Source organism: Flavobacterium sp. GW821-FHT11G01 (genome assembly GCF_058808175.1).
The window spans coordinates 324,104-337,600 of sequence record NZ_JBXARK010000001.1; the positions used below are offsets into that span (position 1 = coordinate 324,104).

Consider the following 13,497-nt stretch of genomic DNA (forward strand, 5'->3'; position numbering starts at 1 on the left):
ACCAACCTAAATTGAAAATAGTAAATAAGTTCTATCCGCACGCCCTTGTTATATTGGGCTTTATTCTCGTTTCGCTAATTTATTTTTATCCAGTTTTACAAGGAAAACAAATTTTCCAGTCGGATATTGCGCAATATACCGGAATGGCAAAAGAGCAAAATGACTTTAGAGCCGCTGAACATACAGAGCCTTATTGGACAAATTCTGCTTTTGGTGGAATGCCAACTTATCAGTTAGGAGCCAATTATCCTAATGATTTTGTAGGTAAACTAGATGATGTTCTACGTTTTTTACCTCGTCCAGCTGACTATCTTTTTCTTTACTTCTTAGGTTTTTATGGTTTGTTGTTAGTTTTAAAAACAGATCCTCTTAAAGCATTTATAGGCGCAATTGCGTTCGGTTTTTCTACTTATTTAATCATTATTTTAGGAGTTGGTCATAATGCAAAAGCGCATGCAATTGCTTATATGCCACTTGTGATAGCTGGTTTTATACTGGTTTTTCAAAAAAAATATATTTGGGGAGGTTTGCTCACCATGTTTGCGGTTGCATTGGAAGTAAATGCAAATCACTTTCAAATGACTTATTATCTTTTGATCTTCTTGCTTATTCTTTCAGGATATTTTGCTTTTCAATTTATTAAGGAAAAAGAATATAAGGGACTTTTAACAGCAATTGGAGTTTTGGCTGTGGCCGGAATTTTCGCGATTGGTGCAAATGCTGGAAATTTATTAGCAACAAGCGAATATGCAAAGTTTAGTACCCGTAGTAATAGCGAATTGACTTTTAATCCGGATGGATCTAAAAAGACAAATGAAAATGCCTTAAGCCGGGAATATATTACAGAATACAGTTACGGAATTGCGGAAAGTTTTAATCTTATTGCGCCTAGACTTTTTGGTGGTTCTAATCATGAAAATGTTGGTACAGACAGCCGAATGTATTCTTTTATGATCGAACAAGGAGTTCCTTCAGGACAAGCTCAGGATTTTGTGTCAGGAATGCCTACTTATTGGGGCGATCAGCCTATTGTTGCAGCTCCTGCCTATATTGGAGTTGTTGTTTTCTTTTTAGGCGTATTAGCATTGTTTATTGATGACAGAAAAATAAAATATGTATTTCTTGGTGGAGCATTATTTTCATTAGTGCTTTCATGGGGGAAAAATTTTGCGGTATTAACAGACTTTTTTATCGATTATGTTCCTATGTACGATAAATTTAGAGCTGTTTCTTCTATTCAGGTTATTCTTGAGTTATGCTTCCCTGTTTTGGCTGTTATGGGATTGCAATCTTTTTTTAAAACCAAAGATGAACCTAAACTTCAACAGAAAGCTTTAATTCAAACTGGAGTTTTTGGCTTAGGGATTTTATTGATTTTTGTTTTTACGAAAAGCATGTTCCATTTTAGTGGATCAAGTGATGATTATTTCTTACAGACATATGGACCTGCTTTTGTAGATGCTTTAAAAGAAGACAGGATGAGTTTGTATTCTGCTGATTTATTGCGTTCAGGTTTCTTTATTGTATTAACTTTTGGAATTTTATGGTTGTTCATCAAAAATAAACTGGCTCAAAATACGACTTTGATTATTGTTGGCCTTTTAATGATTTTTGATTTGTTTTTTGTAGATAAAAAATATGTTTCAGCTAAAGATTTTGTTAGTCCGGTAGAAATTGCAGCACCGTTTCAGGAAACACCATCTGACGCTCAAATTTTAAAAGATACAGGCCATTATAGAGTTTTTGAAGTTAACGGAAACCTTTCAAGTGCCCGTGCTTCTTATTTCCATCATTCTATTGGAGGATATCACGCTGCAAAACCGAGAAGAATGCAGCAATTATTCGATTATCAGATTGCAAAAAATAATATTGAAGTATTGAACATGTTAAATGTGAAATATATTATTCAAACTGACAAAGAAGGGAAAGAATTTCCTGTTGTAAATCCGGATGCGAATGGTAATGCCTGGTTCGTTGATTCAGTAAGATTGGTGAATAAACCAGACGATGTTATGAAAGCTTTAAATAACATTGATACTAAAAAGGTTGCCGTTTTTAATGTTCATGATTACGAAGGTAAATTTAAAAGTGCCCGATTGAAAAAACAATGGGATACGACTGGAACTATAAAGGTTGTAGAATATAAACCAAACTATATTAAATATCAATCAGATAATGCAAAAGATGGTTTGGCGGTTTTCTCTGAAATGTATTATAAAAATGGATGGAATGCTTATGTTGATGGACAATTGACAGATCATTTCCCTGTAGATTATGTTTTAAGAGCCATGGAAATTCCAGGTGGAAAACATACTATCAAATTCAAATTTGAGCCACAAGTCGTAAAAACAGGTGGGACAATTACATTAGCGAGTTCTATTGGAATGTTGTTGCTTTTGATTGGTGGAATTTATTTTGAAAAATTCTACCGCAAAGATTCACAAAGAAATCACGGAGATACTCAAAAGTAATTTTAAATAATCTTTGCGCAACTTTGCAAGAACTTTGTGAGTCTCTGTGAAACAGCTCTAAACTAATGGAACAAAAAAAACTCTTAATCATTACATATTATTTTCCACCTGCTGGCGGCCCTGGTGTACAACGTTGGTTGAAATTTGTAAAGTATTTGCCTGAATTTAATGTTCAGCCAATTGTTTATGTTCCGGAAAATCCAACCTATCCCATTATGGATGAAGGTTTGGTAAGTGAAATTTCAGATAAAGTAATTGTTCTTAAAAATAAAATTTGGGAACCCTATCAACTGGCTTCTATTTTTTCTAAAAAGAAAACTAAGAAAATAAGTTCCGGAATTTTTCCTCAAAAGAAAAAACAAACTTTTCTGGATAAAACTTTTCTTTGGGTTCGTGGTAATCTTTTTATTCCGGATGCGCGTGTATTTTGGGTAAAACCGTCTGTTTCTTATCTTGAAAAATATATTCGCGAAAATAATATTGATACCATAGTAACTTCTGGACCTCCACATAGTTTGCATTTAATTGGTTTAGAGTTAAAAGAAAAATTAAACGTAAAATGGTTTGCAGATTTCCGTGATCCATGGACCACAATTGGATATCACAAAGCATTGCGATTGTCTAATTACGCTGCAAAAAAACATAAAGACTTAGAGTATAAAGTTCTAAATAGTGCTGATACTATTATTGTAACCAGCAAAACGACTAAAGCCGAATTTCAAGCTATTACTAATAAGCCAATTTCGGTAATTACAAACGGTTACGATATTGAAAATGTAGAGAAACAATCTTTAGATTCGAAATTTACTTTGGCCCATATTGGTTCTTTTTTATCTGATAGAAATCCAAAGTTTCTTTGGGAATGTCTGGTTGAGTTACTTCATGAAATCCCTGATTTTAAATCACATTTAGAAATCAAATTAATTGGTGCTGTAAGTCAGGAAGTGCTTGATTCTATTCAGGAATTTAATCTGAATTCTTATTTGAATCTTCTTGGTTACGTTTCACATCATGAAGCAATTGCGCATCAAAAAAAGTCACAAGTTTTACTTCTTATCGAAATTAATTCTGAAGATACTAAGAGTATTATTCCTGGTAAATTATTCGAATACATGGTTTCAAACCGCCCAATAATTGCCATTGGTCCCCAAGGATCTGATTTCGCAGATATTATAAAAGAAACCAATACAGGAGTATTTTTCGATTATTCTGAAAAAACGAAGTTAAAAAGTGTAATTTTGGACTTTTATAATCAATTTTTGGAAGGAAAATTACAAGCTCATGGCGTTGGTTTACAACAATATTCAAGAAAAAACCTTACCAAACAATTAGCACAGTTGATTAATTAAAAAAATCAGAAATCTAAACTCTACAATCTAAACTCAAAACATGGGTATTGTTTTAAATCAGTCTTTCAAAAACACTATTATTACTTATATAGGTTTCGGTATTGGAGCCATTAATACACTTTATTTATATCCGGTTTTTTTAGGTGCAACTTATTATGCATTAACGAATTATATATTGTCAGCAGCAAATGTTATCATGCCTTTGTTTGCTATCGGAATGCAAAATACCTTGGTTAAATTTTATTCCCAATACAAAACAGAGGAAGAAAGAGAAGAGTTTTTATCGTTTACAGCTTTATTTCCTGTATTAATGTGCATTCCTTTAGGGATTATTGGGATCTTTTTCTTTGATGATATTACGGCTTTTGTTTCTAAAGAAAATCCTGTTGTAAAGGAGTTTATGCTTCTAATTCCGTTTATCGGGATTTGTATGGCTTATTTTGAGATATTTTATGCCTGGGCAAGAGTACATATGCATTCGGTTTTTGGAAATTTTATTAAAGAAGTTGGATTAAGATTATTTTCAACCGTTGCTTTGATTGGTTTGTATTTTCATTGGATAACATTAGTTCAGTTCGTTTATGTAACAGCGGGAATATATTTCATAGCTTTTATAGTAACTATGTTTTATGCATTTTATATTAAAAAGCCTAAATTTCAAATCAATATTCCTAAGAATGTAAAAGATGTAATGGAATATACATTCTTTATTATCCTTTCAGGAAGCGTTGCCAATTTGCTTTTAGATGGTGACAAATTGATGCTGAATCAATATATGAAGATTGAGAATATTGCTTATTATTCGGTAGCAACTTATATTGCTTTGGTGATTTCTGTTCCGAGCCGTGCAATGCATCAAATTGTATATCCGATTACCGCAAAACTGATGCATGAAAACAAACACGACGAATTGAATCAATTATACAAAAAAACGTCTATTAATCTTCAAATGGTAGGCGGGTTTGTAATGCTTTGTATTTTTGTTAATATCAGTCAATTGTATGAATTGGTTCCAAAAGAATATAGCGGTGGTATTGCCGTTGTATTTATGATTGGTTTATCTAAATATTTTGACTTGATTTTAGGAAACAATAACGCCATCATTTTTAATACAAAATATTACCGAATGGTATTGTATTTAGGGCTATTGTTAGTGTTTTTGACCATTGTTCTGAATATGATTTTTATTCCTATTTTTGGAATTTTCGGTTCTGCATTTGCTACATTATTGTCTATTACTTTATATAGTATAGCAAAGTTGCTTTTTGTTGTTAAAAAGCTTCATTTATACCCTTTTACAAAAGAAACAATCTATTCAATGTTACTTACATTTGCGTTGTTTCTTGTCTTTTACTTTTGGGAATTTCCATTTTACCAATTAATTAGTATTGCCCTGAAATCAATTTTGGTAACAATTTTATATGTCTATCTAAATTATAAATTCAATATTTCACCAGATATTAATAAAGTTATTGATGGTCTTTTGAAAAAGGCGGGTATTAAAATTTAGTACGATTTTATTGAGAAAAATGAAAGTAATTTAATTTCGAATCTATTTTGTTTTATATTTGTTAGAAAGGATAACTAATTTATTTCTAGCAGAATATGAAAAAGAAATTATTTTGTTTTTTAATATTGTTCGTTGCTTTATTTTCTTCGATAGTCTCTGCTCAAAAAGATACTTTAAAAACGAAGCAAACAATTATTCTTCAGCCGAAATTGAAAGGACATCCGATTGTTCCTTTTAAAGACACACTTTTTTATGTTTACAATAAAGTAGGATCTTTTTCTGTAGAGAATAGGGCAAATGCTATTACAGAAAGAATTAAGTCACTTTATGAGAATAATCTTTTTAATCCCGACTCATTAAAAATGATCCCTTCAGACATAAGCTTAGATATTGTCTACAAAGGCGATCTAATACTCATGTCTGTTTTAAATGCTGATGCTGCGTCTGAAAACAAGAGCGTTTCTGAGATTGCAAAACGTAATTTTAATGCCATAAAAAAGGCAATCGTTTACGAGAATGAAAACCATTCTTTGTTACCAAAACGATTAGGTTTTACAGCACTGCTAATCTTAATCCTTACAATTGTTTTAGTACTTGCTTCTAAAGTTTTCAATAGAATAAAATTGTATTTTTCCAGAAGGAGAGAAAGGTACTTTAAAGGCTTTAATTACAATAATATAAACGTTCTTACTCCTGAAAAGCAAGAATTCGCTGCAATGCGCGTTATTGGTCTGATAAAAATTATAGTTTTATTTGTAATAGCGTATTCGACATTACCGGTGCTTTTTAATATTTTCCCCGCAACTCAGGCATATACTACAACAATTTTAAAATGGACACTTACTCCAATAAAATCTGCAGTAATGGGGTTTGTAGATTTTTTACCAAATCTGTTTACTATAATTGTTATTATTTTGATTTTTAGGTATTCGCTCAAAATAATTAAATTTTTTGTTGATGAAATAAACAAGGAAAACATAAAAGTTGCTGGTTTTTACAGTGATTGGGCCAAACCAACATTTAATATAATTCGATTTTTGGCGTACGCGTTTATGCTTGTCGTAATTTTTCCGTACTTGCCAGGTTCAGATTCTCCTATTTTTAAAGGAGTTTCGGTATTTGTTGGTGTTTTATTTTCGTTGGGTTCTTCAAATGCTATCGCGAATATGGTTGCCGGTTTGGTAATTACCTATATGCGTCCGTTTAAGATTGGTGATTTTATAAAGATCGGTGATGTAAGTGGAGAAGTAATCGAAAAAACAGCTTTGGTTACGCGCATCAGAACACCTAAATTTGAAGACATTACGATACCGAATGCAACAGTTTTGTCTAGTACATCAACTAATTTCTCAGCTAATACAAAACGTGATACGAATGGATTATTAATTCATACTACTGTTACTATTGGTTATGATGTACCATGGAAAGACATACATAAAGCCTTGATTGATGCGGCTTTAAAAACGGATATGACCGAGAAAACACCAGAGCCTTTTGTTTTGCAAACGAGTCTGGATGATTTTTATGTGTCTTACCAAATAAATGTTTATACGAAAGAACCTACAAAGCAACCTAGAATATATTCTTCGTTGCATCAGAATATTCAAGACTCTTTTAATGCTGCCGGAATTGAAATTATGTCGCCACATTATAGTGCGTTACGTGACGGAAATACTACAACTATTCCTGAAAATTATTTAAAACCTGATTACGAAGCCCCATCGTTTAGTTTTAAAAAGAAGGATTAAGAAAATGGTAATATATTGATATCGTGACGTTAATATTTAAATTTTAACAGTTGTTCGTTTTGTTATTTAATTTATAAAATTTAATTTTATGTTGAATTATTAGCAGTAGTTCATTTAATTACATAAAGAATATCATATTAAATGCAATAAAAAACGAATTATAAAGTTTTTTATCTGATTAATTACCTACTTAAATGTTAAAGTTAAAAGAGTATTTAGAATTTTAAAAAGGAGGACTATGAAAAAGAATCAACTGAGTAAGGAACAAAGTTTACAAGTATTTTCGAATATGATATCAAATAAGGTTCATAAAGGATTTAAGCTTGAAGAAAGAAATGACAAAATGCTTTTTGCAGTTCTTTCTAAAGGAGGAAAGGTTGTTAATCATGGTTTGAATTTTACCATTTTTTGTCTAACCTTAGGATTATGGTCATTTGCGTGGTTATACCTCACCTTACAAGCATCTAAAGAGAAAAAGATATTGGTGGCTATCGATGAAGATGGTTTTCCATTTGAAGAAAGATGTTTGGTTGCTTAACAATTAATAACAAAATTAAAATTCCAAATCCCAATAGGATAATCGCTATTGGAATTTGGAATTTTTTAATTTGGAGATTTTATAATTAAAGTTTGTCTTTTAAATAAATCCCTGTAACAGATTCTTTTACTTTTACAACATCTTCAGGTGTTCCGGTTGCCAACAAATGACCACCATTTTCACCACCTTCCGGACCAAGATCAATAATCCAGTCGGCACACTTTATTAAATCAAGATTGTGTTCAATTACAATTATTGAATGCCCTTTTTCGATCAGGGCATCAAATGATTTTAATAGTTTTTTAATATCGTGAAAATGCAAACCGGTTGTTGGCTCATCAAAAACAAATAGTGCTTTATCTTTTGTAGCGCCTTTTACTAAAAATGAAGCCAATTTAATACGTTGGGCTTCACCACCAGATAATGTTGAAGAAGATTGTCCTAATTGTACATATCCTAATCCAACATCTTGTAAAGGCTGTAATTTCTGCGTGATTTTAGTTTGTTTGTTTTTTTCGAAAAAGGCAATAGCATCATCGATAGTCATAGTTAGAATATCGTTGATATTTTTTTCGTCAAAATTAATTTCAAGAATTTCTTTTTTGAAACGTTTTCCTCCACAAGTTTCACATGGTAAAGAAACATCGGCCATAAATACCATTTCGACGTTTATAGAGCCTTCTCCTTTACAAGTTTCACATCGGCCTCCATCAACATTAAAAGAAAAATGTTTGGCCTGATAACCTCTTATTTTTGATAATTTTTCTTTTGCATATAAATCACGAATATCATCATAAGCCTTAATATAGGTTACCGGATTCGATCTTGAACTTCTTCCGATTGGGTTTTGATCTACATATTCAATATGTTTTATCTGTGAGAAAGAACCTTTGATTTCTGTAAACTGACCTGCTTTTTCGGCGGCATTTTCCAGTTTTTTCTGCATGGCAGGAAATAATATCTTCTTTATTAAGGTACTTTTTCCACTTCCTGAAACTCCGGTAACAACCGTTAAAACATCCAGAGGGAATGTTACATCAATATTCTTTAAGTTGTTTTCTCTTGCGCCAACAATATCAATATGATTTTTGAATTTTCTTCTTTTCTTCGGAACAGAAATTTCCAGATCTCCATTCAGGTATTTCGCCGTTAACGATTCAGACTTTAAAATTTCATCATAAGTTCCTTGTGCCACCAAATTTCCTCCAAAAGTTCCTGCTTCCGGTCCAATATCAATAATCATATCAGCAGCTTTCATGATATCTTCATCGTGTTCTACCACAATAACGGTATTTCCTAAATCACGAAGAGAAAGCAAAACTTTTATTAATCTTTCTGAATCTTTTGGATGCAGGCCTATACTTGGTTCATCTAAAATATACATCGAACCAACCAAACTGCTTCCCAATGAAGTTGCCAAATTTATACGCTGTGATTCTCCTCCCGAAAGTGTAGAAGAGTTTCTGTTTAGTGTAAGATAATCTAAACCAACTTCGGTTAAAAAGGATAAACGATTGTTGATTTCAACCATTAAACGTTTTGCAATTTGCTGTTCGTATTTGTTTAATTCAAGATCTTTAAAAAACGTAACCAAATGTTTAATAGGAAGATCAACTAAATCTGAAACTGTTTTTCCGCCAATTTTCACATAAGAAGCTTCTTCGCGTAAACGTTTTCCGCGACAAGCATGACATTTTGTTTTTCCGCGGTAGCGAGACAACATTACACGGTTCTGGATCTTATAATTTTTTTCTTCTAATTCTTTAAAGAAATCATTTAAACCTTGAAAATATTGATTTCCTTTCCAGATTAAATCTTTTTGATCTTCTGTTAATTGAAAATAAGGTTTGTGAATAGGAAAATCGAATTTGTAAGCATGTTTCACCAATTCATCTTTGTACCAGCTCATGCTTTCGCCTCGCCAGGGATAAATAGCACTTTCAAAAACAGATAAAGAAGTATTTGGTACTACTAAATCTGCATCAATACCAATTATATTGCCGTATCCTTCACAAACCGGACACGCACCATATGGATTGTTAAAACTGAATAAGTGAACATTTGGCTCTAAGAAAGTAATTCCGTCCAGTTCAAAATTATTCGAATAGGTAAATCTTTTATCTGAATTTAATTCTTGCAAATAGCAAATTCCTTTTCCTTCAAAAAAAGCAGTTTGCACAGCGTCGGCTAAGCGATTATAGAATTCTTCTTCGTCCTTAACAACAATTCTGTCAATGATTAATAAAATGTCTTTATTGTCTAATTTATGGATTTCAGTGGGTGTAAATTCATCTAAACGAACCATTTCATTATCAACTAAAATACGGGCGAAACCTTGTTGTAAAAGTACTTTTAATTTGTCTTCAAGTTGTCTTCCTTCTTCTAAATGAATAGGCGAAAGCAACAACCATTTACTGTCTAATTCTAATGCTTTTACATCAGAAACAACATCGGTAACAGTGTTTTTTTTGACTTCTTGTCCGGAAATAGGCGAATAAGTACGACCAATTCTCGCAAATAAAAGTTTCACGTAATCGTAAATTTCAGTTGAAGTACCAACTGTCGAACGCGCATTAGTTGTATTGACTTTTTGCTCAATTGCAATGGCAGGCGCAATACCTTTTATGTATTCTACTTTTGGTTTGTCAAGACGTCCCAAAAACTGACGTGCGTATGATGATAAACTTTCAACATAACGACGTTGTCCTTCGGCGTATAAAGTATCAAAAGCCAAACTGGATTTCCCTGATCCTGAAAGACCTGTGATTACAACCAGTTTATTTCGGGGAATAGCAACATCTACATTTTTTAAATTATGTACCTGCGCTCCTTTAATTATAATATTATGTTTTGGGTCGAGTTTTGAAAGATCAATTTGCATAAAAAAAGTCAATTTTTACAAAAGTAATCAATTTTGAATTGAGTTTTGTTAATGAGATTGTTCCAAATTTTAACTAAATCTATCAAGGATAAGAGGTTTTTGGTATTGATATTTTTTTTGCTAAAAACTTGTTGTTTCAATATAAAATAAGCTATTTTAGAACTGTTTTTACAATAAATTAATACCAATGCCAATTTTGAAAGCAAAACTATCTGTACTGTTTTTTTTGATGAGTTTTTTCCTGTTTTCACAGGAGTTTCCACCCATAGTAAAATATTCTTCTTCCGTTTATGGTGCCGGAAATCAAAGTTGGATGATTTCGCAGGATGATCAAAACTATTTATATTTTGCCAATAACGATGGACTTTTAGAATATAATGGAACAACCTGGCAATTATATAAGGCTCCAAACGAAACTATTATTCGTTCAGTAAAAGTAATTGGTAATAAAATTTATACAGGTTCTTATATGAATTTTGGTTTCTGGACGAGACAAACTAATGGAAAATTAAAATATACTTCGCTCAGTGACACCATCAAAAATAAAATATTAGATGACGAACAGTTTTGGAATATCCTGAAATACGATCAATGGATTTTGTTTCAATCCTTAAACCGAATTTATATTTATGATACGAAAACAGGAAAATTTAAAATCATCGGACCAAAAAATGGTGTTATAAAATCGTTTGCACCAAAAAATGCTATTTATTTCCAAACGATAAAAGAAGGGCTTTTTGAAATTGAAAGCGGAAAAGCCAAATTAGTTTCTGATCATCCAATTTTGAAGAAATTTACGATTGTCAATGTTTTTACAACAGATGATGGCTTGCTAATTCAAACGCAATTGGATGGTATTTATAAATTAATTGGAAATACTTTAACCCGATTTTCAACAGATGTTGACGCAGAATTGAAGTCGAGTTTCGTCTATAGTAGTCAGCTTCTTCAGGACGGAAGTTTTGCTTTGGGAACAGTTTCTAACGGAATTTTTATTTTATCAGATAAAGGAAGACTCAAATATCATATTTCTCAGAGCAAAGGTTTGAGTAATAATACCGCTTTATCGCTTTTTGAAGACAAAGACCAGAATTTATGGGCAGGATTAGATAACGGAATCAATTGTATCAATATTAATTCGCCGGTACATAGTTTTACAGATGATTCTGGTGTTCTGGGAACAGTTTATGCATCGGCAACTTTTAATGGAATGCTGTATGTTGGAACAAATCAGGGATTATTTTGTAAACCAAATCAAAGCAATACAGAGTTTAAGTTTATCAATGGTACAAAAGGGCAGGTTTGGTCACTTTTTGTATATGATAATACCCTTTTTTGCGGGCATGATTCCGGAACTTTTATTGTATCAAATGATTCAGCGAGAAATATATTTCCGGCTTCTGGAACATGGAAGTTTGAACCGCTTCCAAACAATAAAAATCAGTTGCTTCAGGGGAATTATTACGGAATTTCGGTCTTAGAAAAAATAAACAATCAATGGGTTTTCAAAAATAAAATTAAAGGTTTTGATTATTCGTCCAGATACTTCGAAATAACAAATAATCTGGATGTTTATGTAAGTCACGAATACAAAGGGATTTTTAGGTTAAACTTAGATAAATCTTTGTCAAAAACGCATGGTTTTTACACGTACAAATCTCCTCAAAAGGGAAAAAATGCAAGTTTGACCAAATTCAATAATCAGATTTATTATGCTTATAAAGGCGGAATTTTTAAACTAAATCCGAAAACAAAATTATTCGAGAAAGATAATTTGCTCAGTTCTATCTTCGAAAAAGACGAATATACTTCTGGTAAATTGATTGTTGATAATTCGAATAAAATCTGGTTATTTTCTAAAAATTATATTCATTATTTCTCAGCAAGTAAACTAAGTAATCAGCTAAAGCAAAATGTTATCCCGATTCCGTCTTCGTTGACCAATTCGATGTTGGGGTATGAGAATATTACCCAAATTTCAAAATCAACTTATTTAATTGGCACAACAGATGGTTATTATACCTTAAATATTGATGATTTAAGTTTTAAAAATTATACTGTTTTCATTACTGATATTGCCATTAACAAACAAAATCAAACATTGAATAATGTTGAAATTCAAAAGGAAGGGAATTTTGGTTCTAATGAAAACAATATCACATTAAATTATACAGTACCGGAGTACAACAAATATATCAATTCTGAATATCAATATTTATTAGAAGGATTTCAGAATGATTGGAGTGAGTGGAGTACTAAGGCTACAGTGAATTTTAAGAATTTATCTCCCGGAAAATATACCTTTAAAGTAAGAGCGCGGTATGCAAATACAATTTTGCAGAATACAGCCGCTTATACATTTGTCGTTCTCAAGCCTTGGTATCTGACTAATCTGGCCTGGTTTATTTATTTTTTGTTAATGTTGGTAATGGCTTATTTTATCAATAAGGCTTATAGAAATTATTATCATAAACAAAAAGAGAAATTAATTGAAGAGAATAATCTTTTACTTGAAATAAAAGAATTAGAAAATGAACGACAATTAATGAAATTAAGAAACGAACAGCTTTCTCAGGATGTTGATACCAAAAATCGTGAATTGGCCGTTTCTACAATGAGCTTAAATAGTAAAAATGAATTGCTGGCTTTTATCAAAGAAGATTTGAAGAAAACGGCTCAGGATGATAATAAAAACATCAAATCAGTAATTAGCACAATTAATAAAAATATTACGGAAGAAGATTCCTGGAATGTTTTTAAAGAAGCTTTTGACAGTGCTGATAAAGATTTCCTAAAAAGGATCAAACAACTACATCCTTTATTAACTCCAAACGATTTAAGATTATGTGCTTATTTGCGATTGAATCTTTCGTCTAAAGAAATTGCGCCACTTTTTAATATTTCGGTTCGAAGTGTTGAAATAAAAAGGTATCGTTTGCGTAAAAAAATGGATTTACAGCACGAAATTGGTTTAGTCGAATATATCCTGGCTGTATAGGA

At 31.7% G+C, this 13,497-nt stretch carries 7 protein-coding genes; 6 read left to right on the forward strand and 1 reads right to left on the reverse strand.

Translation table 11 applies throughout. The features are described from left to right. Positions 1-11: 11 nt before the first annotated feature. From AC1RRN_RS01420 to AC1RRN_RS01440, 5 genes are all read left to right on the forward strand, one after another. Complete coding sequence (locus AC1RRN_RS01420) at positions 12-2,471, forward strand: YfhO family protein (protein ID WP_492965568.1); 2,460 nt, start codon at positions 12-14, stop codon at positions 2,469-2,471. Positions 2,472-2,536: 65 nt separating this feature from the next. Then, positions 2,537-3,820, forward strand: a complete 1,284-nt coding sequence (locus AC1RRN_RS01425) for a glycosyltransferase family 4 protein (RefSeq protein WP_492965569.1) — start codon at positions 2,537-2,539, stop codon at positions 3,818-3,820. Between the two features lie 40 nt (positions 3,821-3,860). Then, a complete protein-coding gene (locus tag AC1RRN_RS01430; protein WP_492965570.1) occupies positions 3,861-5,330 on the forward strand; it encodes an oligosaccharide flippase family protein in 1,470 nt (489 codons plus the stop codon). A 95-nt stretch (positions 5,331-5,425) separates the two neighbouring features. Then, positions 5,426-7,078, forward strand: coding sequence for a mechanosensitive ion channel family protein (locus AC1RRN_RS01435; protein WP_492965571.1), 1,653 nt, complete (start codon positions 5,426-5,428; stop codon positions 7,076-7,078). Between the two features lie 238 nt (positions 7,079-7,316). Then, positions 7,317-7,616 carry a DUF8108 domain-containing protein gene (locus tag AC1RRN_RS01440; protein ID WP_492965572.1) on the forward strand — a complete coding sequence of 100 codons (300 nt, stop codon included), beginning with the start codon at positions 7,317-7,319 and terminating at the stop codon, positions 7,614-7,616. A gap of 85 nt (positions 7,617-7,701) precedes the next feature. On the opposite strand, the gene uvrA is transcribed toward AC1RRN_RS01440, so the two are convergent. Then, entirely contained in the window at positions 7,702-10,497 is a 2,796-nt protein-coding gene (gene uvrA / locus AC1RRN_RS01445) for an excinuclease ABC subunit UvrA (RefSeq protein ID WP_492965573.1), read from the reverse strand. Between the two features lie 187 nt (positions 10,498-10,684). Between uvrA and AC1RRN_RS01450 the strand changes: the two genes are divergently transcribed. Continuing rightward, the gene (locus tag AC1RRN_RS01450; RefSeq protein ID WP_492965574.1) at positions 10,685-13,495 is read left to right on the forward strand and encodes a triple tyrosine motif-containing protein; all 2,811 of its coding nucleotides are present in this window, start codon (positions 10,685-10,687) and stop codon (positions 13,493-13,495) included. Positions 13,496-13,497 lie beyond the last annotated feature (2 nt).

Coding starts and splice junctions, on each gene's coding strand:
- AC1RRN_RS01425 (WP_492965569.1), top strand. CDS start 2,537: ATGGAACAAAAAAAACTCTTAATCATTACATATTATTTTCCACCTGCT.
- AC1RRN_RS01430 (WP_492965570.1), top strand. CDS start 3,861: ATGGGTATTGTTTTAAATCAGTCTTTCAAAAACACTATTATTACTTAT.
- AC1RRN_RS01435 (WP_492965571.1), top strand. CDS start 5,426: ATGAAAAAGAAATTATTTTGTTTTTTAATATTGTTCGTTGCTTTATTT.
- AC1RRN_RS01440 (WP_492965572.1), top strand. CDS start 7,317: ATGAAAAAGAATCAACTGAGTAAGGAACAAAGTTTACAAGTATTTTCG.
- uvrA (WP_492965573.1), bottom strand. CDS start 10,497: ATGCAAATTGATCTTTCAAAACTCGACCCAAAACATAATATTATAATT.
- AC1RRN_RS01450 (WP_492965574.1), top strand. CDS start 10,685: ATGCCAATTTTGAAAGCAAAACTATCTGTACTGTTTTTTTTGATGAGT.